The organism is Pseudomonas sp. B21-053, from assembly GCF_026016365.1.
GTDB lineage: Bacteria > Pseudomonadota > Gammaproteobacteria > Pseudomonadales > Pseudomonadaceae > Aquipseudomonas > Aquipseudomonas nunensis.
Genome location: NZ_CP087205.1, coordinates 1,594,885 through 1,618,155 on the forward strand (window position 1 = coordinate 1,594,885; position 23,271 = coordinate 1,618,155).

Annotated in this window: 23 protein-coding genes, 1 tRNA gene and 2 pseudogenes; 18 read left to right on the plus strand and 8 right to left on the minus strand. The window is 57.4% G+C overall.

Annotation, left to right across the window (positions count from 1 at the left end; genetic code table 11):
- Positions 1-55 precede the first annotated feature (55 nt).
- On the plus strand, positions 56-1,480 hold the full coding sequence (locus tag LOY68_RS07295) for a DegQ family serine endoprotease (protein ID WP_054046715.1): 1,425 nt from the start codon (positions 56-58) through the stop codon (positions 1,478-1,480).
- A 74-nt stretch (positions 1,481-1,554) separates the two neighbouring features.
- On the opposite strand, the gene LOY68_RS07300 is transcribed toward LOY68_RS07295, so the two are convergent.
- Positions 1,555-2,988 carry a M48 family metalloprotease gene (locus LOY68_RS07300; RefSeq protein WP_163908933.1) on the minus strand — a complete coding sequence of 478 codons (1,434 nt, stop codon included), beginning with the start codon at positions 2,986-2,988 and terminating at the stop codon, positions 1,555-1,557.
- Positions 2,989-3,086: 98 nt separating this feature from the next.
- On the opposite strand from LOY68_RS07300, the gene LOY68_RS07305 reads away from it, so the two are divergent.
- Both LOY68_RS07305 and LOY68_RS07310 read left to right on the plus strand, forming a co-directional pair.
- Positions 3,087-3,326, plus strand: a complete 240-nt coding sequence (locus LOY68_RS07305) for a sulfurtransferase TusA family protein (protein WP_054046711.1) — start codon at positions 3,087-3,089, stop codon at positions 3,324-3,326.
- 31 nt (positions 3,327-3,357) lie between these two features.
- Positions 3,358-4,428, plus strand: a complete 1,071-nt coding sequence (locus LOY68_RS07310) for an AI-2E family transporter (protein WP_163908934.1) — start codon at positions 3,358-3,360, stop codon at positions 4,426-4,428.
- 140 nt (positions 4,429-4,568) lie between these two features.
- Here LOY68_RS07310 and LOY68_RS07315 read toward each other — a convergent pair whose 3' ends face one another.
- Together LOY68_RS07315 and LOY68_RS07320 are read right to left on the minus strand one after the other, a co-directional pair.
- Positions 4,569-5,042, minus strand: a complete 474-nt coding sequence (locus LOY68_RS07315) for a peroxiredoxin (protein ID WP_163908935.1) — start codon at positions 5,040-5,042, stop codon at positions 4,569-4,571.
- Positions 5,043-5,052: 10 nt separating this feature from the next.
- Positions 5,053-5,613 (minus strand): glycine cleavage system protein R, encoded by a 561-nt coding sequence (locus LOY68_RS07320; RefSeq protein WP_054046705.1) that lies wholly within the window; start codon positions 5,611-5,613, stop codon positions 5,053-5,055.
- A 328-nt stretch (positions 5,614-5,941) separates the two neighbouring features.
- On the opposite strand from LOY68_RS07320, the gene dapA reads away from it, so the two are divergent.
- The 7 genes and pseudogenes from dapA to LOY68_RS07355 all read left to right on the plus strand — a co-directional run bounded on the left by dapA (position 5,942) and on the right by LOY68_RS07355 (position 10,556).
- Entirely contained in the window at positions 5,942-6,820 is an 879-nt protein-coding gene (gene dapA, locus LOY68_RS07325; RefSeq protein ID WP_054046701.1) for a 4-hydroxy-tetrahydrodipicolinate synthase, read from the plus strand.
- A 17-nt stretch (positions 6,821-6,837) separates the two neighbouring features.
- Positions 6,838-7,953: an outer membrane protein assembly factor BamC gene (gene bamC / locus LOY68_RS07330; protein WP_163908936.1), complete on the plus strand. Its 1,116-nt coding sequence runs from the start codon at positions 6,838-6,840 to the stop codon at positions 7,951-7,953.
- Between the two features lies 1 nt (position 7,954).
- Positions 7,955-8,719, plus strand: coding sequence for an MBL fold metallo-hydrolase (locus tag LOY68_RS07335; RefSeq protein WP_265045753.1), 765 nt, complete (start codon positions 7,955-7,957; stop codon positions 8,717-8,719).
- Between the two features lie 28 nt (positions 8,720-8,747).
- Positions 8,748-9,461, plus strand: coding sequence for a phosphoribosylaminoimidazolesuccinocarboxamide synthase (purC, locus tag LOY68_RS07340; protein ID WP_008034929.1), 714 nt, complete (start codon positions 8,748-8,750; stop codon positions 9,459-9,461).
- Between the two features lie 84 nt (positions 9,462-9,545).
- Positions 9,546-9,635: transfer RNA gene (locus tag LOY68_RS07345), tRNA-Ser, on the plus strand.
- A 213-nt stretch (positions 9,636-9,848) separates the two neighbouring features.
- Positions 9,849-10,046, plus strand: a pseudogene (locus LOY68_RS07350) (glycoside hydrolase family 19 protein); the annotation flags it as partial.
- A gap of 20 nt (positions 10,047-10,066) precedes the next feature.
- A pseudogene (locus LOY68_RS07355) lies at positions 10,067-10,556 on the plus strand (lysis protein).
- Here the strand turns inward: LOY68_RS07355 and LOY68_RS07360 are convergent.
- The 3 genes from LOY68_RS07360 to LOY68_RS07370 form a co-directional block, all read right to left on the minus strand.
- On the minus strand, positions 10,548-11,321 hold the full coding sequence (locus tag LOY68_RS07360) for a hypothetical protein (protein ID WP_265043866.1): 774 nt from the start codon (positions 11,319-11,321) through the stop codon (positions 10,548-10,550). The pseudogene LOY68_RS07355 and the gene LOY68_RS07360 overlap by 9 nt on opposite strands.
- Before the next feature lie 593 nt (positions 11,322-11,914).
- On the minus strand, positions 11,915-12,625 hold the full coding sequence (locus LOY68_RS07365; RefSeq protein WP_265043867.1) for a peptidoglycan recognition family protein: 711 nt from the start codon (positions 12,623-12,625) through the stop codon (positions 11,915-11,917).
- Positions 12,626-12,631: 6 nt separating this feature from the next.
- Positions 12,632-13,165 carry a PAAR domain-containing protein gene (locus LOY68_RS07370; RefSeq protein WP_265043869.1) on the minus strand — a complete coding sequence of 178 codons (534 nt, stop codon included), beginning with the start codon at positions 13,163-13,165 and terminating at the stop codon, positions 12,632-12,634.
- A gap of 276 nt (positions 13,166-13,441) precedes the next feature.
- Between LOY68_RS07370 and mntA the strand changes: the two genes are divergently transcribed.
- Both mntA and hepT read left to right on the plus strand, forming a co-directional pair.
- Positions 13,442-13,837: a type VII toxin-antitoxin system MntA family adenylyltransferase antitoxin gene (mntA, locus tag LOY68_RS07375; RefSeq protein WP_265043870.1), complete on the plus strand. Its 396-nt coding sequence runs from the start codon at positions 13,442-13,444 to the stop codon at positions 13,835-13,837.
- Complete coding sequence (gene hepT, locus LOY68_RS07380; protein WP_265043872.1) at positions 13,827-14,261, plus strand: type VII toxin-antitoxin system HepT family RNase toxin; 435 nt, start codon at positions 13,827-13,829, stop codon at positions 14,259-14,261. Before mntA ends, hepT begins: the two co-directional genes overlap by 11 nt.
- Before the next feature lie 143 nt (positions 14,262-14,404).
- Here hepT and mtlD read toward each other — a convergent pair whose 3' ends face one another.
- Complete coding sequence (gene mtlD / locus LOY68_RS07385; protein ID WP_265043874.1) at positions 14,405-16,543, minus strand: bifunctional mannitol-1-phosphate dehydrogenase/phosphatase; 2,139 nt, start codon at positions 16,541-16,543, stop codon at positions 14,405-14,407.
- A 615-nt stretch (positions 16,544-17,158) separates the two neighbouring features.
- Positions 17,159-17,350 carry a YegP family protein gene (locus LOY68_RS07390; RefSeq protein ID WP_123507621.1) on the minus strand — a complete coding sequence of 64 codons (192 nt, stop codon included), beginning with the start codon at positions 17,348-17,350 and terminating at the stop codon, positions 17,159-17,161.
- Positions 17,351-17,627: 277 nt separating this feature from the next.
- On the opposite strand from LOY68_RS07390, the gene LOY68_RS07395 reads away from it, so the two are divergent.
- The 6 genes from LOY68_RS07395 (at position 17,628) to LOY68_RS07420 (ending at position 23,268) form a co-directional block, all read left to right on the plus strand.
- Positions 17,628-18,596, plus strand: coding sequence for a glycosyltransferase family 2 protein (locus LOY68_RS07395; RefSeq protein ID WP_265043877.1), 969 nt, complete (start codon positions 17,628-17,630; stop codon positions 18,594-18,596).
- 3 nt (positions 18,597-18,599) lie between these two features.
- A complete protein-coding gene (locus LOY68_RS07400; protein WP_054046690.1) occupies positions 18,600-19,310 on the plus strand; it encodes a class I SAM-dependent methyltransferase in 711 nt (236 codons plus the stop codon).
- Positions 19,307-19,693, plus strand: a complete 387-nt coding sequence (locus tag LOY68_RS07405; RefSeq protein ID WP_320110091.1) for a GtrA family protein — start codon at positions 19,307-19,309, stop codon at positions 19,691-19,693. Before LOY68_RS07400 ends, LOY68_RS07405 begins: the two co-directional genes overlap by 4 nt.
- The gene (locus tag LOY68_RS07410; RefSeq protein ID WP_265043881.1) at positions 19,690-21,786 is read left to right on the plus strand and encodes a DUF6311 domain-containing protein; all 2,097 of its coding nucleotides are present in this window, start codon (positions 19,690-19,692) and stop codon (positions 21,784-21,786) included. Before LOY68_RS07405 ends, LOY68_RS07410 begins: the two co-directional genes overlap by 4 nt.
- 86 nt (positions 21,787-21,872) lie before the next feature.
- The gene (locus LOY68_RS07415) at positions 21,873-22,811 is read left to right on the plus strand and encodes a LysR substrate-binding domain-containing protein (RefSeq protein ID WP_054615859.1); all 939 of its coding nucleotides are present in this window, start codon (positions 21,873-21,875) and stop codon (positions 22,809-22,811) included.
- 91 nt (positions 22,812-22,902) lie between these two features.
- Positions 22,903-23,268, plus strand: a complete 366-nt coding sequence (locus LOY68_RS07420; RefSeq protein WP_265043883.1) for a 5-carboxymethyl-2-hydroxymuconate Delta-isomerase — start codon at positions 22,903-22,905, stop codon at positions 23,266-23,268.
- The last annotated feature ends 3 nt before the right edge of the window (positions 23,269-23,271 follow it).

A 23,271-nucleotide genomic window follows, 5' to 3' on the forward strand; every position in this document is an offset into this window, starting at 1 on the left:
TCCCGGTGTTCCTTGCTCCATATCGCTTAACCATGCTCGTCGTAACGGGAGCCGTATGTCGATACCACGCTTGAAGTCTTATCTTTCCATTTTTGCCACCGTGCTAGTGCTCGGTCAGGCGGTCCCTGCCCAGGCGGCCGAATTGCCTGACTTTACGCAATTGGTCGAACAGGCTTCGCCTGCGGTGGTGAACATCAGCACCACGCAAAAGCTGCCGGATCGCAAAGTGTCAGGCCAGATGCCGGATCTTGAAGGCTTGCCGCCAGCACTGCGCGAGTTCTTCGAGCGCGGCATGCCGCAACAGCGTTCGCCCCGTGGTGATCGTCAGCGCGAAGCCACATCCCTGGGCTCGGGTTTCATCATCTCGCCGGATGGCTACATCCTGACCAACAACCACGTCATCGCCGACGCCGACGAAATTCTTGTCCGCCTGGCCGACCGCAGTGAGTTGAAAGCCAAGCTGGTCGGCACTGACCCGCGTTCCGACGTGGCGCTGCTGAAAATCGAAGGCAAGGACCTGCCGGTTCTGAAACTCGGCAAATCCCAGGACCTGAAGGCCGGCCAATGGGTTGTCGCCATCGGTTCGCCGTTCGGCTTTGACCACACCGTGACCCAAGGCATCGTCAGCGCCATCGGTCGCAGTCTGCCGAACGAAAACTATGTTCCGTTCATCCAGACCGACGTGCCGATCAATCCGGGCAACTCCGGTGGTCCGCTGTTCAACCTGAACGGTGAAGTGGTCGGGATCAACTCGCAGATCTACACCCGTTCCGGCGGCTTCATGGGCGTGTCGTTCGCGATCCCGATTGACGTGGCCATGGACGTCTCCAATCAGCTGAAAAGTGGCGGCAAAGTCAGCCGTGGCTGGTTGGGCGTGGTGATTCAGGAAGTGAACAAGGACCTGGCTGAATCGTTCGGCCTGGATAAACCGGCCGGTGCGCTGGTGGCTCAGATCCAGGACGATGGCCCGGCGGCCAAAGGTGGCCTGCAAGTGGGCGACGTGATCCTGAGCATGAACGGTCAACCGATCGTCATGTCTGCGGATCTGCCGCATCTGGTCGGCGCGCTCAAGGCAGGCTCCAAGGCCAATCTTGAAGTGATCCGCGAGGGCAAGCGCAAGAATGTCGAGCTGACCGTCGGTGCGATCCCGGAAGAAGGCAAGGAGTTGGACGGCGCGCCGAAATCCGGTGTCGAGGGCAGCAGCAACCGCTTGGGTGTTTCCGTGACCGAGCTGACTGATGAACAGAAGAAAACCTACGACCTCAAGGGTGGTGTGGTGATCAAGGATGTTCAGGACGGTCCTGCTTCGCTGATTGGCTTGCAGCCTGGCGACGTCATTACTCATCTGAACAACCAGGCGATTGGGTCCTCCAAGGAGTTCTCCGACATTGCCAAGGCATTGCCTAAGAACCGCTCGGTGTCGATGCGGGTTCTGCGTCAAGGTCGTGCCAGCTTCATCACCTTCAAACTGGCTGAATAAACCGGTTGTTGGCTGAATAAAAAACCGCCTCGAAAGAGGCGGTTTTTTTGTGTCCGGATTTTATGAAACAAGCATCAGCCCATCATGTCCTTGATCATTCGTTCCTGCTCCATCAGCTCCCGTTGCCGCGCATCGATCCGCGATGACAAAGGGAAGTTGCCGCCGGCCTTGCGCTTGGCGAAGTCCAGCTGCTGAATGGCCTGGCGGTAGTCGCCGACCAACGCGAAATATTCGGCGCGCGCCTGATGCAGGCCGATGATGTTGCCCGACAGCCCGCGAGTTTCCGCCACCATGTACCAGACGTCCGGATCGTCAGGACGGGACTTGAGCAGGTTCTCCAGGGCTTTTTCCGCATCGGCCGTGCGGTTCTGTTTCAGCAACAGATCAACCCGTACCTGGTTCAACGGATAGTTGCCCGGAAACTGGGTTAGCAACCGGTCGACCCGTGCCTGGGCGTCCGGTAGCCGATTGTTGGTGATGTCCAGATCAACTTGGGCCAGGTTGTAGATGATTTCGTTTGGTGCCGTGGCCAACAGAAGCTTGAGATTCTCCCGCGCTTCATTCAGTTGGCCACCCTTGATCTGGGCAATGGCCAGGCCATATCGGGCGACATCGTTTTTCGGGTTTTCATCGAGTTGGGCGCGGAAGCGTTTGGCGCCCAGGCCTGGGGTTTCTTCGTAAATCAGCTGCACCCGTGCGCGAATCAACTGATAACGCATGCTGTCTTCGATTCCACCCTGTTTGGCTTGCTCGGCACGGTTGCGGGTATCGGCGATCCGCGATTCGGTTACCGGGTGAGTCAGCAGGAATTCCGGCGGCTTGGCGTCGTAGCGGTACTGGCGCATCAGGCGTTCGAACATATTCGGCATCGAGCGCGGATCGTAACCGGCCTTTTCCAGATTGATGATGCCAATCCGGTCAGCTTCCTGCTCATTCTGGCGCGAGAAGCGCCGTTGTTCCTGGATCGCTGCCGCCTGCGTGCCGGCAATGGTGGCGATCCCTGCATCGCCAGCACCGGCGGCGGCAATCACGATCCCGGCGAGCAGGGCGGCCATCATCGGCACTTGCATGCGTTGCGACGCTTCAACGCCGCGGGCGAAGTGGCGTTGCGACAAGTGAGCCAATTCGTGGGCGAGTACCGACGCGTATTCGCCCTCGGTCTGCGCATTGAGGAACAAGCCGCCGTTGACCCCGACGATCCCGCCTGGCGCGGCAAAGGCGTTCAGCTCCGGGCTGTTGATCAAAATGAACTCGAGGCGTCGGTCACTGACCTGGCTGGTCTCAACCAGCTTGTAGACGCTGGATTCGACGTAATCCTTGAGCTGCGGGTCGCTCAACTGCTGGACCTGGCTGCGCAACATCGCCAGCCACGCGCGGCCCAACTGGTATTCCTGTTGTGGCGAGACAATGGCAGAACTGGCATCACCGAGTGACGGCAGGTCGTCGGCGAAGCCTGGTGAGGCGAGCAGGCAAGCGAGCGTCAGCAGGGTGGGGCGCAAAAAAGTCATGCACAAAGCCTTAGTCGACAAAGACCTTACTGTAGCCGGACAGTGGGCTTGGGACCAGATATTCTAGGCCGCTCAACCACCTGATCCGGAGTGATGCAATGACCGATGCTGTAGCCCATGACGTTGAACTGGACGCCAGTGGCCTGAATTGTCCGTTGCCATTGCTCAAGGCCAAGCTGGAGCTCAACCGGATGGCCAGCGGCGCGGTACTCAAGGTAATCGCCACGGACGCCGGCTCCCAGCGCGACTTCCGCACCTTTGCCCGATTGGCCGGTCATACGCTGCTGCTTGAAGAAGACGAGTCAGGCGTTTACCGCTATTGGTTGAAAAAAGCCTGAAACCTGCTGCGTTCGTTACTAAGGATTATTGATGTTCAAAGTGTTACGCGACTGGATTCAGCGCTATTTCTCCGATGAAGAAGCCGTGGTGTTGGCGGTGCTGCTGTTTCTGGGGTTTACCGCCGTGCTCACCTTGGGCGGCATGCTCGCGCCGGTGCTGGCGGGGATGGTGCTGGCGTATCTGATGCAGGGGCTGGTCGTCACCCTCGAGCGCTTGCGTGTGCCGGGTGGCGTGGCCGTGGGGCTGGTGTTCGCGTTGTTCATGGGGGTGTTGCTGGTGTTCATCGTGGTCGTGGTGCCGTTGCTCTGGCATCAACTGATCACATTGTTTAACGAGTTGCCCGGCATGCTCGCCAAGTGGCAATCGCTGCTGTTGCTGCTGCCTGAGCGCTACCCGCATCTGGTGTCCGATGAGCAAGTGCTGCAAGCCATCGAAGTGGCCCGGGGCGAGATCGGCAAGTTTGGTCAATGGGCGCTGACGTTCTCGTTGTCGAGCCTGCCGCTGCTGGTCAACATTATGATCTACCTGGTGCTGGTGCCGATCCTGGTGTTCTTCTTCCTGAAAGACCGGGAAATGATCGGGCAGTGGGTTCGCGGCTACTTGCCGCGTGAGCGGGCGCTGATTACCCGTGTCGCGCATGAAATGAATCGGCAGATCGCCAACTACATTCGTGGCAAGGTCATCGAGATTTTCATTTGCGGTGGCGTGACGTACATCGGTTTCGTCGTGCTGGGGCTCAACTACGCGGCACTGCTGGCGTTGCTGGTGGGCGTGTCGGTGGTGGTGCCTTACGTCGGCGCCGTGGTAGTGACCGTGCCGGTGATGTTGATCGCGTTGTTCCAGTGGGGCTGGAGTGATCAGTTCATCTATCTGATGGCGGTCTACGGGATCATCCAGACCCTGGATGGCAACGTGCTGGTGCCGCTGCTGTTTTCGGAAGCAGTCAACCTGCACCCGGTGGCAATCATTTGTGCGGTGTTGTTGTTTGGCGGGTTATGGGGCTTTTGGGGAGTGTTCTTTGCGATTCCCCTTGCGACGCTGTTCAAAGCTGTGCTGGATGCATGGCCGCGCAAGGAGCCGGTGGTGGCGCCGCTGCTTTGATTGTTTGTCTTTAGGGCCTCTTCGCGGGCAAGTCGGATCGCCGCCCGCTCGCTCCTACAGGAATCGCACGGAAACTGTAGGAGCGAGCGGGCGGCGATCCGACTTGCTCGCGAAGGCGTCCGAATAGACGCCCCAAAAAATCAGGCCTTATTCAGCGCCTGAGCTGCAGCCAAAACCGCATCCACATGCCCCGGCACCTTCACGCCACGCCATTCCTGACGCAACACACCGTCCTTGTCGATCAGGAAAGTGCTGCGATCAACGCCCATGTATTCCTTGCCGTAGAGCTTTTTCAGCTTGATCACGTCGAACAGCTGGCAGAGCGCTTCTTCCTTGTCGCTGATCAGCTCGAAGGTGAAGGCCTGCTTGGCTTTGAAGTTCTCGTGGGATTTCAGGCTGTCGCGGGACACGCCGAAGACTTCCGTGTTGGCGGCTTTGAAAGCTTCCAGTTGATCGCGAAAGCCCTGGCCCTGGGTTGTGCAGCCCGGCGTGCTGTCCTTCGGATAGAAGTAAATCACCACCTGCTTGCCCTTGAGGCTCGCAAGGCTGACGGTCTGCCCGCTGGTGGCGGGTGCTTCGAAGTCGGTAACCGGTTGGTCGATAGCAACGGCCATGAAAGCTTCCTTACATTGGGTTTTGTGGGCGCCACGGTTCGATCAGGGCGTCCAGGTTCAGCGCGTCGGCGAAATCCAGGAACTGATCGCGCAGCCAGCTGATTTGCACGCCGGCCGGCAGCGTCACGGTAAACGTGGCGTTGAGCATGGTGCCGCCGGTCTGAGGTGCCTGATACGTGTCGCAGGTCAGGTTTTCCAGTTCGACGTTGTGGTCCATGAAAAACTGGCACAGCTCGTTGATGATGTCCGAGCGATAGGCCGAGCTGACATAGGCGACGTACGGCAAGGCCTGGGGACGATTCTCCAGGGCGGCGCTACGCACCACATTGACCGTGAAGGCGTGCTTCTTGGCGAGGATCGGCAGGCTGCCTTCCAGGCGAGCCAGGGCGTCCCAGCTGCCGGAGATCTCGAGGATCAGGGCACTGCACTCGCCATGACGGGTCAGGCGAGAGGTGACCACGGCGCAGCGGTTTTCATGGCTGGCGCGGCACAGGACGTTAGTCAGCTCCATGGGGTTGGCGCCGAGGGCACTGATGACAAGGAATTGTTCGCGAACTGTGGGGGTGGACATGCAGCATTCCTAAAGCGATGAGCGGTCGATACTTCTACGGGCTTTTTTTACCGGGGGCGACCCTGCGCAGACGAATTCAAAAAACCCGAGCCGAAGGTTGCAACGTGCTCCAGAGTGGCGGGAGCGAGGGGTGGCAACGCTGGATCGGGGCTTGTGATGCCGAAAATGGAGGCTGGAACCCGGCGTACGAGCTTATCAGTACCGATCAAAGTCTGAAGGGTAGCGAAAAGCAGCGCCAAGGGGAATGGCAGCAGCGCAGTACTTCGCTTGTACAAGCATCTTGGCGCCAGTACCATTACGGCTCTCTTTTTCCGGCAGGAGCGGTTGCATGATTGCGGGCAGTATGGTGGCACTGGTCACACCCATGGATGCACAAGGTCGTCTCGACTGGGACAGCCTGAGCAAACTGGTGGACTTTCACCTGCAAAACGGCACCCACGCCATCGTGGCGGTCGGCACGACAGGTGAATCGGCCACGCTAGACGTGAACGAGCACATCGAAGTGATCCGTTACGTGGTCAAGCAGGTTGCAGGGCGCATCCCGGTTATCGCCGGTACCGGTGCGAACTCGACGCGCGAAGCCATCGAGCTGACCACCAATGCCAAGAGCGCCGGCGCCGACGCCTGCCTGCTGGTCACGCCTTATTACAACAAGCCGACCCAGGAAGGCTTGTACCAGCACTTCAAGGCCATCGCCGAAGCCGTCGATATCCCGCAGATCCTTTATAACGTGCCTGGCCGCACCGCGTGCGACATGCTGGCCGACACCGTTATCCGTCTGTCGACCGTAAAAAACATCATCGGCATCAAGGAAGCCACCGGCGACCTGGGCCGTGCCAAGGCGATCATCGACGGTGTCAGCAAAGACTTCCTGGTGATTTCCGGTGACGACGCCACCGCAGTCGAGCTGATCCTGCTGGGCGGCAAAGGCAACATCTCGGTAACCGCCAACGTCGCCCCGCGTGACATGGCCGACCTGTGCAACGCCGCGCTCAAGGGCGACGCCGTGACCGCTCGCGCCCTCCACGAAAAACTGATGCCGCTGAACAAGACACTGTTCATCGAATCCAACCCTATTCCCGTGAAATGGGCACTGCATGAAATGGGCTTGATGCCGGACGGTATCCGTCTGCCGCTCACCTGGCTCAGCGCTGCCTGTCACGAACCGCTGCGGCAGGCCATGCGCCAGTCCGGCGTCCTGGTTTAATTGAGGAAGTACAACGCATGAAGCGAATGGCCGGACTTTCCGCACTTGCCTTGATTATCTCCAGCACCAGTGGCTGCGGATGGGTCTGGGGCCCGGAAGGTTACTTCCGTGACCGTGGTAGCGATTACCTGGAAGCGCAACAGACTGCACCGATGCAACTGCCACCGAATGTCAGCACCGCCAAACGTCTGGATCCGCTGTTGCCGATCCCGCGTAACGTGGCCGATGACACCGCGAAGGGCGAATACATCGTGCCGCGTCCGCAGCCGCTGTCGGCTATTGCTGACGCCAGCGACTACACCCTGCAAAAAAGCGGTGACTCGAGCTGGGTCATGGGCCAGCACCCACCGGCCGAAGTCTGGCCAGTGGCGGTACAGTTCTTCCAGGACAACGGTTTCCGTCTGGATGAGCAACGCCCGCAAACCGGCGAATTCACCACGACCTGGCAGCATTCCGACGAACTGTCCGCAGCCATGGCCAAGCGCCTGAGCGCGGCCGGCATCAGCGCCGACAGCGAAACCCGCGTGCGGGTCCGCATCGAGCCAGGCGTGCAGCGCAACACCAGTGAAATCTACGTGGTCAGCGCCCAGCGTCCTTCGGGCAGCACCGCCGACGTCGATTTCACCAACCGTTCGGTCAACACTGGCCTGGACGCGGCACTGGTGGACGATCTGCTCGCGAGCATGAGCCGCACGGCAGAGAAGGGCGGTTCGGTCTCCATGCTGGCTTCGCGTGATTTCGATACGCCAAATCGTGTCAGCCTGAGCGAAGACGGCAGCGGCAACCCGGTCCTGAACGTCGGTCCTGATCTGGATCGCGCCTGGTCGAGCGTCGGTCGTGCACTGGAACAAGGCGAATGGCGCGTTGAAGACATCAACCGCAGCCTGGGCCTGTACTACATCAACCTGGCTGAAAAAGCCGAGAAGAAAGACGAGAAGCCTGGTTTCTTCAGCAGCCTGTTCGGCAGTGCGCCGTCCAAGGAAGAAGTTGAAGCCCGTGCCGAGCGTTATCAGGTTCGCCTGAGCAAGGTTGGCGAGAACGTCCAGGTCACCGTCGAGAAAAACATCAACACCGTTGCGCCAGCCGAAGTGGCCCGCAAAGTGTTGAGCGTGATTCAGGACAACCTGGGCTGATATCACATGCGTTTTTGCCGTTCTCGGCAGCGGTAGCCAAGGGAACGGCACGCTGATAGCCAGCGCTGATACGTATGTGCTGGTGGATTGTGGTTTCTCCCTGCGGGAAACCGAAAAACGCCTGTTGCGCCTTGGGGTAAACCCGGCGCAGCTGAGCGCGATACTCGTGACCCACGAACATGCCGATCATGTGCATGGCGTGGGTTTGCTGTCTCGGCGCTACAATCTACCTGTCTACCTCAGTCGCGGGACCCTGCGCGGGATGCGCAAACCGATCGAACCCGCGGGCTTCCTGGCCGGCGGCGAGCAATTGCAAGTCGGCGCCCTGAACATCGAAGTCATTGCCGTGGCCCACGATGCACAGGAACCGACCCAGTACGTTTTCAATGACGGTGAGCGGCGCTTCGGCCTGTTGACCGACCTGGGCTCGTATTGCAACAAGGTGCTGGACGGCTATCGGGACCTCGATGCGTTGATGATCGAGTCCAACCATTGCCGTGACATGCTGGCTCGCGGTCACTACCCCTACTTCCTGAAGCAGCGGGTGGGCGGTGAACTGGGACATTTGAACAACCACCAGGCGGCATTCCTGGTGTCTGAGTTGGGCTGGCAAGGCCTGCAACACCTGGTCCTGGCCCATCTGAGTAGCAAGAACAACCTGCCGCAGCTGGCCCGGCAATGTTTTGTCGACACCCTAGGGTGCGACCCGGACTGGCTGCAACTGGCCGATCAAGATTCAGGGCTCGACTGGCGACACATCGCCTAGCCCACCTACTTAGCAAGCGGAGCCCATCATGGAAAAACGTGAAGAACTCTACCGCGGCAAAGCCAAATCGGTTTTCAAGACCGACGACGCTGACCGCTTGATCCTGCTGTTTCGCAACGACACCTCGGCGTTCGACGGCAAGCGCATCGAGCAGCTCGACCGCAAAGGCATGGTGAACAACAAGTTCAACGCCTTCATCATGCAGAAACTCGAAGCCGCCGGCGTGCCGACCCAATTCGACAAACTGCTGGGCGACAACGAATGCCTGGTGAAAAAGCTCGACATGATCCCGGTCGAGTGCGTCGTGCGTAACTACGCTGCCGGCAGCCTGGTCAAGCGCCTGGGCGTCGAAGAAGGCATGAAGCTCAACCCTTACACCTTCGAACTGTTCCTGAAGGACGACGCCAAGGGCGACCCGTTCATCAACGAATCCCACGTCGTGGCATTCGGTTGGGGCACCGCCGAGCAACTGGTTCGCATGAAAGAACTGTCGCTCAAGGTCAACGAAGTCCTGAGCAAACTGTTCGACGACGCCGGCCTGCTGCTGGTCGACTTCAAACTCGAATTCGGCGTGTTCTCCGACGGCTCCATCGTCCTGGGCGACGAATTCAGCCCGGACGGCTGCCGCCTGTGGGACAAGGCCACCGGCAAGAAAATGGACAAGGATCGCTTCCGCCAGGGCCTCGGTGACGTCATCGAAGCCTACGAAGAAGTCGCCAATCGTCTGGGCGTACCGCTTTAACCGACGCAAGCATCTGATAGCACGGAAAAAATTTGCATAAGGGGGTTCGCTTCCGGCAAAAGTGTTGTTATGATGCGCGCCGTTGGAGAGATGCCAGAGTGGCCGAATGGGACGGATTCGAAATCCGTTGTACCTTCACCGGTACCTAGGGTTCGAATCCCTATCTCTCCGCCATTATTGAACAAGACGAAGCCCCCGTAATCATTGCTGATTGCGGGGGCTTTTTCGTTTCTGGCGTTTTATTTAGGGGCATTTTTAGGGCATACGCCGATTAAGTGTTCTCTGCGTTTCCATCAAATCATCTGGCAGGTCTCATCTTTCTGGTCTATCAGCTCGACGACTCTTACCCTGGAGCGTTCTTTGGGGGCTTTGAACTAGCCCACGACTACCTTCGCTGCGTTTGGCGACGAGCGCTTGCTGCGCACTCCCGAGTTGCTGGAGCTGCCGCAATAGGCCGCCGAGTCGGCCGCGTGGTTCTGGTGGGGGCGCGAGCTGAACGCGCTGGCGGATCGGGACGAGTTCGAGGCGATCACCCGCAAGATCAACGGCGGTCTCAATGGGCTGGATGATCGGCTGGGGCTGTGAAAGCGGGCGAGGGCGGTGCTATGCGTCTCGTCGACTTGATCCCGGCGCCGTATCGGCTGCTAGCCAGCGGTGTATTGTTGGCCGCGTTGGCGTGGCAGGTTCAGGATTGGCGTTACGGCCAGCATCTGGAGCAGCAAGCCCGCCTACAGGCCGAGACGCTGAATCAACTAACCCAAGCCGCCGCGACGCAGCAGCATGCCGAGCAGGACAAACGTCTGGCCCTAGAGCAATGGCTGTCGGCCAGTGAACAAACCCATTACCGAGTATTGAGCGATGCCCAACGTGATCAAGGTCGCCTGCGCCACCGCCTTGCCACCGCTGTTGCTGGCGGTGACTCAGTGTCAGCCCCCCACCACCAGCGGCGTGGTTCATGGCGCCACAAGAGCCCAACTTGACCCAGCGCATGCTCAACGAATTATCGGCATCACCGATGCCGGCGACAGGGGGCTGATTGCCTTGACTGCGTGTCAAAGCTACATAAAGTCAGTAGTCGATGAAAAACTACTTTGAGTCACTGGTAGATGCCCCGCCTTTTTTGGGAGCCTCTTCTACATTTGCGACGCTCACAATATGATTGTCTCTGTTCGAAATTTTATATAGCTCGCGACGTTGCAATATGTAGGTGTATTGTGGTGATGCAAAAATAGTCTCTCCAGATACAGAAGTTCCCTCTTTCGTTTTTATAGTGTGGCTGGTATTCAATTTTTTAGTTGAGTTGACGCCGTTTTGTTTGTCGAAGAGTAGGATTGCTCTTTCTTCACCTCTATGGAGTCCTACTATAGGGATTATCAGTACTATAAAAGCGAGATAACCAATCATCATGGCTGCTACAGTTTTATCAACGCGGTCTCTGTTCTTGAAAAATATCGATGCGGGAAATAGAAAGATGCACGTCATCACGATCAATATAGCTGTGGCGCCTAGTAAAAAGTGGTCTGCTGCTGCGCTGAACGAGGCCACCACAATTTCTATGTATCCTTGAAAAAGCAGTGTGGATAAGCTCAAATCTAATTCGTTTGTGCTTATTCCGAATGCTTGTAAGTATCCCGTAAAATCTACATATCCCATAATTGCGAGACAGCTGTTGAGTACTAATGCTGTGAGCGCCAAAACTTTTAATGAGAGGTCAAAGTTTAATTCTTTAACAGGCGGGTTTACTGGAGTGTCGGATGATGATGTTTGAGCGCTGCATTTTTCCTGGCAAGTTAGTTTCGGATTTACAATCTCAACTTTTAAAATCTTTTCACTTCGTTGCCAAAATCGCTTCATGCTCATGCTCATGATCTTTATGTTTGTTTCCTTGAAAATCCATTAAAAAAGGAGCGATGGGATGGATGCGTCAACATCCAACCCATCGCTTCACCTGCAGATTGCCCCTGCAAGTCCAGCCGAGGCTCCTGCTTCGTGCACGAAGCGCAGGGAATCTGGAATCTGTTTATCCATACAGTAATGGTCTTGCTATCAATATCTACACCCAACGTTCCTTGGATGGGCGGCAAATGCCGCCTTGCCGATCGCCTCATTCCTCTCTTCCCACCACACAGATCCGCTTGGTGGACTTTTCTGACGAGGCCGGCTGTACTATCTTTTCTTGCACTCCTCCAACTCACGCTGGTTTTGCAGAGTTGAAACTTTACCTAGTCGATACTTACAGTATTGAATTACCGACTGTCGCTCCGTCTCGCTGAGTTCGGTCAGGCTCTTATCATCTGACTCGTACGCGAAAATATTTTCAAATTTTATTTGAAGTGTCGGGCTTTTCTTGATGAAAAATACCTTCTCCGGGTAGGCATCTTCCATCTTTTCATAAAAGCCAATGTAGAGAGCGGCGGCTAATGCGGTCAGAACTATTATAAATAGATACTTCATTATGAAGGTGGCCGAAAAAGTTTGGTTTTGATACGCAGGTTTCTCACTAATTCCATACCAATGTTGCCAGGGCAGATTTTTCCTTCTCCGGCTTGCATTGGGAATTCGCGATGGCCGCCCAAAGTTGTCACCCTGAAAACGCGGGTCAGTGTTTGAATTAATGTCAGTAATGAGTCGAGCTGTATAGCAGGGATTTTCTGATCCATATTTCCATTGATGGTTTCAAGAGCCTGACGGGAGAGGGCAACCATATCGCCACCTTCTTCGGCAGTTGTCAGGTTTTCTAACAGAACGATGCCAATTACACCCGTATTGTAATTATGTACGCTTGAACCTTTGAATCGGATATCGCGCCCCTCAAAGACTTTGCCCATGCAGTCAATGCCAAAGTGATAACCGATATCATCAAACTTAGTCTGATGTTCACTCTGAATCGAGTGCATTTGTCCTGCACCAGCACCACAGCCTGCACTTCGACCTGCGTGGTGCAATGCGATCATCGAGTAATCCCAGTCATCAATCATTTCGCCTTTTGCTTTATGCGCTCCCCAGGAAGAGCGCTCTACAAATTCACATCCCTTTTTATGGAGCAGGCGAATGATTGCCTCTCTCGTAGCAGCCCTATCATTGACAGTGATGGTGGTAGGGGCTACTGGCTGACTTGGTTTGACCTCAGCCGCCTTTGCTTCAGTAGTAAATTGTTCAGCCATTTTTGATCAATCCGTGAGTTCGTTAAGCGTCCGAGCAGGAGAAGTAAATTCGATACTTATGGAGATAGTGGCATCTTTGTTAGGGGTTTTGACATGCGCTATTCCATTACCATCTGTGACACCACTAATTTTTTTACCGCTGACGGTCGCAATGAAACTTCTTCCGGATAAAGGTTGCCCGGACTCGCTACCAACAATGCTGAAGCTGTGGCCGTAGGTTTTCTGCAGTAAAAGCGGAAGCGGGGGCGTGAACGGCGTAGGGGTATGGGTGTCGCCGATAATCACTGTGCCGGAACCTCCGATCACGATGTCACCATGAGTTCCGCCACTGGTCTGTACAGCGGCATTCTTGCCGTTGATGAAAACCGTCGAGGATAGACCTGATGACAAAGCGCTGCCGCAGGTGCAGGTGTCGCCTCGGCTTGCAGCTGCAAGCCCATCGTAAAAGACGTCGGGGGATCCCGTGGCGATCGCTTTGGGGCCATGCCCAGGAATAGGGCAATTGGTGGGATCAGTAATACGTGCGGCAGGCTTTGCCATTCTTGACTCCTTGTCAGTACGTTCACTGAGGTCGACTTTATCAGAAATCGTTTTAAAAGGAGGTCCGGCGACCCGCAAAGCGACCGTGCCTGCGTATGGGTTTCAGTCTTGGAAGAAACACTAGGCCCTCCGTGTTGTAGAAGATAATCTCAGGGGATTTTTAGGGCAAAACTCAGGCCGTCATGGGCCTATGTACGCCTGGTTTTTGTTTCAGGGCAAAAACAACGTGACTAATTCTTTTACGGTCTTGGTTAAATGGCTATCTGGATATCAGTCATGAACTTGGAAAAACCGCCGACACTCTTGCAGGACCAGTTGCCTGATCTATTGGCTGTGTACGTATTCGGCAGTCAGATGACCGGTGATGCTGGCGCTGAAAGTGATCTGGATGTGGCGGTGCTTTCTTCAGGGCTGGTCGAGCCGTTAGCGCTTTGGCGGCTGTCTGGAGAGCTTGCTGATATCGTAGGCGTTCCCGTCGATTTGCTTGATCTGCGCGCCGCCTCAACAGTGATGCAATACCAGGTACTGACCACGGGCCGTCGCCTCTGGTCCAAGGACAGCCAGGCAGGTCTTTTCGAGAGCTTTATCCTGAGCGAAAAAACTGCACTGGATACCGCAAGAGCGGGGCTGCTGGCAGATATCCAGAAGGATGGGAAAGTGTATGGTCGATGATGTTCTCATCAATAAAGCTGCGAGCATTGAGCGTTGTGTAGCTCGGGCTCGTGAGGAATATGAGAAGGATCCCGTCAGTTTCGCTACTGATCTCACTCGCCAGGACGCCGCGATTCTGAATATTCAGCGTGCCTGCGAAGCCGCGTTGGACATGGGGCAGCATCTAATTCGTCGTGAGCGTCTAGGGGTGCCACAGAGTGCACGTGACGTGTTTGAACTGTTATCCAAGGGTGGATGGGTCAATGCATCGCTGCTTGGCAGTCTGAAGAACATGGTGAGGTTTCGTAATATTGCCGTACACGAATATCAACCCCTCCAATTGCCGATTACTGTCGCGATAATCACAAAGCATCTCGATGATTTTCTGCAGTACGGTTCCCATATTTTGACCAAGGATGCGAGTTTGGAAAGTAAGCGGGACTGACAACTCCCATCTTGCGCGCGGTCTTCAACGATAAGCAGCTGAAAGCTCCAACCTCTAGCTCTGCGCCATTATTGAATAAGACGAAGCCCCCGTAGTCATTGCTGATTACGGGGGCTTTTGCATTAACGCTAGTCCTCTTTCACCTATCCCTGGGCTGGCCACCCCCAATGCCCGGCATCCGGCTTCACCAGCCGTTCAAAATGCCCCCCAATCCCTTCAACCAACCCCGCATCCCTGACCGGGTCCAGTCCCGGATACGGTTTGCCGTTATAGCTCCCGGTATACGTCAACATTGCCTCGACACTCCCGTTCTCTTCATAGAGCGTGCGCATCAACTGACTTTCCTGATCCTTGGCGTCCGTCGAACGCAGGGCGTAGTGCAGGGCTAACGCCGTGCCGAACTCCAGGCCGGTGGAGTCGATGCCGTGTTTTCGGGCCAGGTCGATGCTGCGCAGGATGCGTTCATTGCGTTGCAGTTTGCGCAAAGGGTCACGGCCGACGCGGGCGCAAGGGTCTTTGAAGGATGTGTTGCAGCGTTCAAGAAAGGTTTTGGCGAAACCGGCGACGGCCTCGCTCATGTGCGGGTTTTCGGCGATCAGGGCCGGGCCGACTTCCTGGCGGATCAGGCGTTCGGCCAAGGCGCTGACGCGCGGGTCGCCCATGCCTTGGCCCAACCACGAATAACCCAGCAGGCTGGCGTACCAGGCAATGATCGCGTGTGGGCCGTTCCACAGGAGGTTCTTGATGACCTGGGTCTGGGTGATGTCTTCCACGGTTTTCACCTGGCGCAGTCGCTCGAGCAAGTTGCTACCGCGCTCGACGTAGAGAGGCATGTCCGGTTCGCTGTTGAACAGGATCAGGTGCATCTGGCTGAGGGCGTTGCTGGACTGGGCGAAGGGCCGAAAACGCCCGATCAGCCGTTCGTATTCGGGGGCTTTGACGGCCGTCGATGTTGAGTGAGTGGTCGGTTCATCGCTCAGGCTGTTCTGGAAAATCTTCGATTTGATCCGCAATTGCCGAAGCAGGGCCTCGTTGGAGATCTTCGAGACAATGCGACTGACGACCGTCTCGGCAAAGTGAGTCTTGTCGAGGATCTGCTGGCAGGTCTCGGGTGACACCAGGAGCAGCAACTGCGTTTCGACATGGCGACGCACGAAGGCGGCGCCACCGACCTTGTTCAGCACGATCAGGATGGTCAGCTCACGCTTGCGGCGTTCGAAGCGGCGGATCAAGCCCTTGGCGATCACATCTGCCTGTTTGCGGATGGCCGGTTCGGGCAGGCTCAGGCCGACGATTTCCGCGACGTCGTACATATCGATCACCGCTTCGGCGTCGTCCATGTCGATCATCCGCAGGTTTTCGATGGTCTGGTCGAAGGACGTCGCGCTGTAGCGCACGCTGAATCGGCCGAAGGCCTCGACCGTTTCGCGCAGCATGCGCGAGCGGGTGGCGCCGATGATTTCACAGGGCCGGGTGTAGCCGTCCCAGTGAGAGAAAATCTGCGTCAGGTAGCCGCCACCCATCGCACCGAAGCCGTGGATGCCTGCACGAAACTGGTTGAGTGCCTGGGGGAAGGTTTCGGTCAGCTCGGGCGTGCCGAGGTCGGGCATGCATTCGGTCAGGTCGCCGAGAAATTCCTGCATGTTGCCGTAAGCCTTGAGTGCGCCGGCCTTGACCTCGGGCGCGGGTGGCTTGATGTCCTCGATCAGGATCGGCTGCCCCTCGGCGCGGATTGCCGAGAGCAGGCCGTTCTCCGAATCCTCGACCATGAAACAGTGGCCCGGCTCACAATTGAGTGCGCTGGCCGCCCGCAGGAAGATCTCGGGATGGGGCTTGCCCTGGGTGACTTCGTCGCCACACACGGTGATGTCGAAATACTTGAGCACGTTGGCATTGATCAAATACTCCTCGGCAATCGCTCGACGGCTTGAAGTCGCGACCGCCATGGTCAGGCCGTACTTGCGCAAGCGCTCCAGCACTTCCAGCAAACCTGGCTTGATCGGCACGCCTTCATTGCGCACATACGCCAGCTCAAGCTCATCGGCGCGCTGACGGATCTCGGCGTAGGGGAAGTCGTCGCCGTTGTGGGCCTTGGCCAGCGCCTCGGCCTTCTTGGCGCTTAGGCCGAGCGAGCCGATCAGGGTTTCCTCGCTCAACGGCTTGCCGAAAATTTCGCTGGACGCCTGCTTGAGGGTTTTGAAGCGCAGGCGTTCGGTGTCAAACATGGTGCCATCCATGTCGAAGATGGCGCTGAGAATTCTTTTTCCCTGGAAATAAATCATCGATTGATACTCCTTGTACCGTGGGGAGGCTCGACGCAAAGCCGCCTCATGAGGGGCACTGCGCAAGCAAAATTTGCTGGCCTGGAGCTGACGGGCACGGTTCGAGGCGCAAAGGCCGACCGGGCGATGTCTCGCTCAGGAAGTGATGGGTTCAGAAAGAAAAGCCACGCGAGCACAAACTCCGCGAGAAAACGGTAGATGCAGGCGTCGATTCAGTGGCTGACGATCAGAAACAAGCGGGCGGAGGGACGGAGCAATGGCGCCGATGAGCGCACCAGTCCGACAAACGAGGTCGCAAGCGGTGTAGAGCGAGGAGTGCAACGAGACGGGAAACAAGCCCTGTGGCTGCGCCAGCGCAGCGTTTGACGTTAGGCCCACAGTGCGCAATCAGGGCTGCGGAGAGTGGGCCGACAAGGCGATCGATACGTGTGATTCCGTGCATAAGGCGGTGTTATTTCCTTCGGTGTGACGATAGGTCTTTTTAGGTATACAGCATGGGAAGCGTCTGGATCAAGGTTGGGGGCGGCCGCTGGATGCGCGCAAAGTATCGAAAAGCCTCGCCGCCATTACGTCGCGAGGCTTTTCATTTTGAGGGAGTGGGAATTCACCGCGCCCTTAAATTTCCTTGACCGGAGTCTCCCCATGCACCCCTTTGATCAACTCGATCACATGCAAACAATCCGTCTTGTTCACATACGATTCCCCGCTCGCAACCGTCTCATGATTCCCCGCCCGCAGCCGCCAGCGCCATTGCCCTTTTCCAGTACTCGGGGTGCCTTTCGATTGCCTGTAAATCTCAAAATACATTCATCTCGCTCCATGCGATTGGTTAATTTCGACAACCTGTGTGCCGCATGTCAGCAAGCCTAGCGGAGCTGGTTTTTTTGGCCATCAGGCATTTGTTTCCAATGATTTGAGGGCTTTTCCTACAGTTGGCCGAGCCTTGGAAGGATGGCCAAAACCGCCGCAGTTTCGCCCTTGCATCACCTCTCTTGCTCCTGCTTAATACGGGGCAGCTCATGGCGCCGGAAATACTTCGGCGACCGAAGATTGTTGAAAAAACACTATAAAAAAGAGCAATCAATTGACTCATCAGCAAGGAACGCAACTGGCCGGGCATGTGGAGCTTTCGCTCGTCATCCCGGTATTCAATGAAGCGGCGACCATTGATTTGTTCATCGCGCGGATTACTGACGTCTTCAAGGATGAGGCGCTGGTGGGGCTGGAGATGGTGTTCGTCAATGACGGCAGCACCGACGCAACGCTGGATTTGCTTCTGGAGCGCCAGCAGTCTGATCCGCGCATTCGAGTCATCGACCTGAGCCGCAACTTCGGCAAGGAAGCGGCATTGACCGCTGGCTTGCAGGCCACTACCGGCCACGTGGTAGTGCCGATTGATGCCGATTTGCAGGATCCACCGGAAGTCATCCTGCAGATGATTGCCCAGTGGCGACAAGGCTATGAAGTGGTGCTGGGCCATCGTGTGAGTCGCAAGTCCGACTCCTGGGCCAAGAAAACCTCGGCCAACTGGTTCTACCGCCTGCACAACAGAATCTCGGATCAACCGCTGCCCAAGGATGTCGGTGATTTCCGGTTGATGGATCGCTGTGTAGTCGAGGCGCTGGAGTCGTTGCCCGAGTCTCGGCGATTCATGAAAGGCCTGTTTGCCTGGGTCGGATTTCGCACCACGCGCGTCGATTACGAGCGCCCGGAACGGGTGGCGGGTGAGACCAAATTCAATGGTTGGCGCCTGTGGAATTTCGCGCTGGAAGGCATCACCAGTTTCAGTACCGACCCGCTCAAGGTCTGGACGTATCTGGGGCTGTTCGTGTCCTTGGTGTCTTTCTCGTTTGCCATTTTCATTATTTTGCGCACGTTGATTACCGGGGTCGACGTACCGGGTTACGCCTCGCTGATGGTCGCGGTGACGTTTCTGGGTGGTCTGCAACTGATCGGCATCGGGGTGCTCGGCGAATACCTGGGCCGCACCTACATCGAATCCAAACGCCGGCCGGTTTATCTGGTGCGGCGTGTCTATAACCCCAAGGACTGAACCATGGATCTCAAGGAAACCGACATCCTCGGTTCAAGCATTGACCAGCACTGGTATTACTCGTCGAAAGCCGCAGCGACCAAGCGTCTGCTGGGCGATACGCCGATCAAGAAGATTCTCGACGTCGGCGCCGGCTCCGGGTTTTTTACCCATCACCTGCTGACCCACACCGCCGCGAACGAAGCCTGGTGCGTCGATATCAGTTACGACATCGACTCGGACGCCAGCACCTCTGGAAAACCGGTGCATTATCGGCGCGGCATCGATTCGGTGGACGCCGATCTGGTGCTGCTGATGGACGTGCTGGAGCATGTGGATGATGACGTCGGATTGCTCAAGGCCTACGTCGATAAAGTCCCTTCCGGCAGCCGCTTTTTGATGACGGTGCCGGCGTTCCAGTTTCTCTGGAGCGGTCACGATGACTTCCTGGAACACAAACGTCGTTACACCCTGGCGCAATTTGAAACAGTGGCTCGTGATGCCGGTTTGACGGTGAAGCAGGGGGCCTACTATTTCGGTGCGGTGTTCCCGATAGCGGCGACGCTGCGGCTGTTGCCCAAAGGCACACAACCGTCTCCGCCGCGTTCGCAGCTCAAGCAGCATCATCCGGTGGTGAATTCGATCCTCAAGACCTTGTGCAGCATTGAGCTGCCGTTCATGGGGGCGAATCGCCTGGCCGGCCTGACGGTGTTCGTGCTGGCGCAGAAGCCGTGACGTCAGCCGAAAAATCCGCACTGATCAAAAGAGCATTGAGGTTTGCTGTGACGGGATTGTTTGTCACGGCGCTTCACGCGGTCGTTGCTGTTCTATTCATCAACTTCGTAATGCCCATGCCACCTCTGGCCAATGGCGTCGCATTCGCCGTGGCGACGGTGGTGTCTTACTTGATCAACACGACCTGGAGTTTTTCCGCCCGACTGCATGGCCGCACGTTGCTGCGCTTCATGATGGTGTCCGGCGCAGGTTTCATGCTGGCGATGTTCGTGGCCTGGGCGGCACAGATTGCCGGGCTCAATTACTTGATGGGGATCGGCGCGGTGGCATTGACCATTCCGGCCTTCACCTTTGTATTGCACAATTTCTGGACGTATCGATGAAGGATTCTGGCAAGCATTGGGCGCTGGAGTTGTTGCCCTTATTGATGGGCGTGGTGGCGTTTTTCATCGTGATCGGGCCGCGCGCCCTGGACCCGCAAAACATCGCCTGGCTGGACAGTGGCGATCCGGCGACTCATTACCTGGGCTGGGTATTTTTCCGACACTCGCCTTGGACTTTTCCGCTCGGACTTAACCCGTCCTATGGATTGGAGCTGGGTAGCGCGATCATTTTTTCTGACTCGAATCCGCTGCTGGCCTTTGTGTTCAAACCCTTCAGCGCATGGCTGCCTGAGACATTCCAATACTTCGGTATCTGGTTGATGGCGTGTTTCGTCCTGCAAGCCTGGTTTGCCTGGAAGCTGGTGGGGCTGGTGACGCCCAATGTCGCGCTGAAGTTGCTGGGGGCTGGCCTATTCCTGTTTTCGCCGCCGATGTTTTTGCGCATGGGCGGGCATTTATCTCTCGCCGGGCATTTTCTGGTTCTGGCGGCGCTTTACCTGGCGCTGCACCCTGGCGTGCAGAAGCGGCGATTGGCCTGGGGCGTGCTATTGGCGGCGACGGCGCTGGTACACGCTTATTTGCTCGCGATGGTGGCATTGATCTGGATTGCGGATCTGGCGGGTAGAACCCGCAACGGTCAGTTGACCCGGCGTACCGCACTGATCGAACTGCTGGTGCTGTTTTTGCTGGTAAGCCTGTGTTGCTGGCAGGCGGGCTATTTCAGTATCGGCAAAGGCGCTGTGGCGGGTGGCTTTGGCTTGTACCGCATGAATGTGTTGTCGCTGATCGACGCCAGCGGCTGGTCCTCGATCGTGCCGGACTTGCCGGAAGGTCCCGGCGACTATGAGGGTTTCAACTTCCTCGGCGCGGGGACGCTGTTGGCGGCGATCTTCGCCGCCGTCGCGCTGCTGCGCCGTAATACCGACTTCGGCAGGGCGGTGCGCAGCCTGCCGGTCCTGATGCTCGCGCTGGTTGGCCTGCTGCTGTTTGCACTGTCCAACGACATCGGCCTCGGCCTGCTCAATGCTCACTATCCGTTGCCCAAGGCGTTCGTCAAACTGGCGAATATCTTCCGGGCATCGGGCCGGATGTTCTGGCCGGTGTTCTACGTCATTGTGTTTGCCATCATTTATCTCGTGGTGCGCGGCAACCGGCCACGCACGGCGGTGTGCCTGCTGGCGGTGGCGCTGTGTGTCCAGGTTGTCGATACCCGCAACGGTTGGGCAGGCCTGCGGCAGAGCAGAATGATGGAGCCGGCCAGTGAATGGGCGACGCCCCTGCAAGACCCTTTCTGGAAAAGTGCGGCATTGCACTACGCCAACATTCGTTCGTTGTCGCCCCAGAATCAGCCGGACACCTGGCAGCCACTGGCCGACTTTGCGGCGACCCATGGGATGAAAACCGACGCTGCTTATCTGGGCCGAATGAGCACGACGGCGTTGGAACAGGCTGGGGAAAAGGCTCGGCGGATGCTGGAAACGGGACAATACGACCCGGACTCGCTGTATATCCTCGATGAAAAGGCCAGGCTTGAGGCGGTGAAAACCGTGAACAGTGCCACGGATCTGCTCACCCGCATCGATGGCATGGTGGTGCTGGCGCCGGGCTGGAAGCAATGCGCGCGATGCCTCGCGGTCGAGGACGAAGGACGCGCGATGCAGTCAATGCCACTGATCAAGGTCGGGCAGCAGCAACTGTTCAACCACACGACCCTTCACTTGGTTCAGGGCTGGGGAACTCCGGAAGCCTGGGGCACCTGGTCTGACGGCGCGCAGGCTGAGATCCAGCTTCGGGTTCCGCCACAGGCAAGCTCCATCGTCATCGATGCGCTGGCCTTCGTCCTGCCGATGCATGCCGGTCAGACGATGGTCTTCAGTATCAACGGCGTACAGGCGTTGACGACGCGTCTGACAACGGTTCAAGGCAATCGCATCGAAATCTCGATCACCCCGGCTATGCGCGAAGCCATTGCCGGCGACAGGCTGATGCGGATTCAAGTGCAGTTGCCCGATGCGATCAGCCCGAAACAGTTGGGGCTTGGGGAGGATCAGCGTGTCATGGGCCTGGGCATGAAGTCGCTGACGGTGCAGTGATCCTGCGTATGGCGGCGATCATGCCGATAGACGCCACCCCCCGGCCTTTCTAAACTGGCGCAAGTCTTGGGGACGGGGTGCAGTGGATGAATCGTAATGAACTACGCAAGGCCGACATCAACCTGATGGTGGTGTTCGAGACGTTGATGCTCGAACGTAACGTGACGCGGGTGGCGGAGAAGCTGTTTCTCGGCCAGCCGACCATCAGTGCCGCGCTCAACCGTCTGCGCACGATGTTCAATGATCCGCTGTTCATTCGCGTCGGCCATCGCATGGAGCCGACGGCCCGGGCCGAAGAAATCATCCAGCACCTGTCGCCCGCGCTGGATTCGCTGTCGGTGGCCTTGAGCCTGACCCACGATTTCGACCCGGCCAGCAGCACCATGACCTTTCGGATCGGGCTTTCGGACGATGTCGAATTCGGCCTGTTGCCCCCGTTACTGCGGGCCTTGCGCCAGGAAGCGCCGAAGGTGGTGTTTGTGGTCCAGCATGTCGATTACTGGCGGATTCCCGATCTGTTGGCCTCCGGCGATATTACTGTCGGCATCAGCCAGACCCGCGGCTTGCCGGCCAACGCCAAGCGCAAATTACTACGGCATATCCAGCCGAGCCTTTTGCGCGCCGATGCGTCCGACACGCCGTTGACCCTTGATGAATATTGCTCGCGCCCTCACGTGCTGGTTTCCCACACCGCCAACGTCAGTGGCTACGCCGATGAGTGGCTGGCGGAGATTGGCCGCAAACGCCATGTCGTCCTTTCCGTGCCGCAATACAGCTCATTGCCAGCCCTGCTGGCGGGGACGGACCTGATCGCCAGCCTGCCGGACTACACCGCCAGCGCCATGGCGGCGTCCGGCCATTTGTTCCAGGAACCGTTCCCGTTCAAGACGCCAACCCTGGACTTGTCCATGGTCTGGCTCAGCCACGTCGACACTGACCCGGCCGAACGCTGGCTGCGCTCGCGCCTCGAAGCGTTCATGAGTGAACGCGGTCTGGCCGACATGCACAGCGCCGGTTCACTTTGACTGGGTGCGTTGCAGCACTAAAAGTCCGCCGGAAGCCGGGCGGCTCTGTGATATATGTAGACCCTTTCTGCCAATCCTCAGGAGCATCGTCATGCCTCACCTGCACATGGAATACACCGCCAACCTGCCCGGGTTGAACGCCGATGTCGCGTTGATCCGGCTCAACAATACGTTGGTGGGTTCCGGTCAGTTTGCGGCTGAGCACGATATCAAGAGCCGTGCCCTGAAGGTTGAAACCTTCAAGGTCGGCACTGGCTTGGGCGAGCGGGCGTTCGTGCACGTGAAGCTGGCGTTGCTGAGCGGTCGCTCGCCGCAAATCAAGAAACAGCTGTCCGACAGCCTGTTGGCCGTGGTGCAGGATTTGTGTGAATGGCCGATGGATGTCGAAGTCCAGTTGTGCGTGGAGATCCTCGACATCGATCGTGAGTCCTACACCAAGACCGCCATCGGCTTCTGAGTT

Coding starts and splice junctions, on each gene's coding strand:
- LOY68_RS07390 (WP_123507621.1), bottom strand. CDS start 17,350: ATGTATTTTGAGATTTACAGGCAATCGAAAGGCACCCCGAGTACTGGA.
- LOY68_RS07320 (WP_054046705.1), bottom strand. CDS start 5,613: ATGTCCACCCCCACAGTTCGCGAACAATTCCTTGTCATCAGTGCCCTC.
- LOY68_RS07400 (WP_054046690.1), top strand. CDS start 18,600: ATGGATCTCAAGGAAACCGACATCCTCGGTTCAAGCATTGACCAGCAC.
- hepT (WP_265043872.1), top strand. CDS start 13,827: ATGGTCGATGATGTTCTCATCAATAAAGCTGCGAGCATTGAGCGTTGT.
- LOY68_RS07310 (WP_163908934.1), top strand. CDS start 3,358: ATGTTCAAAGTGTTACGCGACTGGATTCAGCGCTATTTCTCCGATGAA.
- LOY68_RS07300 (WP_163908933.1), bottom strand. CDS start 2,988: ATGACTTTTTTGCGCCCCACCCTGCTGACGCTCGCTTGCCTGCTCGCC.
- LOY68_RS07365 (WP_265043867.1), bottom strand. CDS start 12,625: ATGGCTGAACAATTTACTACTGAAGCAAAGGCGGCTGAGGTCAAACCA.
- mtlD (WP_265043874.1), bottom strand. CDS start 16,543: ATGATTTATTTCCAGGGAAAAAGAATTCTCAGCGCCATCTTCGACATG.
- LOY68_RS07415 (WP_054615859.1), top strand. CDS start 21,873: ATGAATCGTAATGAACTACGCAAGGCCGACATCAACCTGATGGTGGTG.
- LOY68_RS07420 (WP_265043883.1), top strand. CDS start 22,903: ATGCCTCACCTGCACATGGAATACACCGCCAACCTGCCCGGGTTGAAC.
- dapA (WP_054046701.1), top strand. CDS start 5,942: ATGATTGCGGGCAGTATGGTGGCACTGGTCACACCCATGGATGCACAA.
- bamC (WP_163908936.1), top strand. CDS start 6,838: ATGAAGCGAATGGCCGGACTTTCCGCACTTGCCTTGATTATCTCCAGC.
- LOY68_RS07305 (WP_054046711.1), top strand. CDS start 3,087: ATGACCGATGCTGTAGCCCATGACGTTGAACTGGACGCCAGTGGCCTG.
- LOY68_RS07410 (WP_265043881.1), top strand. CDS start 19,690: ATGAAGGATTCTGGCAAGCATTGGGCGCTGGAGTTGTTGCCCTTATTG.
- LOY68_RS07295 (WP_054046715.1), top strand. CDS start 56: ATGTCGATACCACGCTTGAAGTCTTATCTTTCCATTTTTGCCACCGTG.
- mntA (WP_265043870.1), top strand. CDS start 13,442: ATGAACTTGGAAAAACCGCCGACACTCTTGCAGGACCAGTTGCCTGAT.
- LOY68_RS07370 (WP_265043869.1), bottom strand. CDS start 13,165: ATGGCAAAGCCTGCCGCACGTATTACTGATCCCACCAATTGCCCTATT.
- purC (WP_008034929.1), top strand. CDS start 8,748: ATGGAAAAACGTGAAGAACTCTACCGCGGCAAAGCCAAATCGGTTTTC.
- LOY68_RS07360 (WP_265043866.1), bottom strand. CDS start 11,321: ATGAGCATGAAGCGATTTTGGCAACGAAGTGAAAAGATTTTAAAAGTT.
- LOY68_RS07315 (WP_163908935.1), bottom strand. CDS start 5,042: ATGGCCGTTGCTATCGACCAACCGGTTACCGACTTCGAAGCACCCGCC.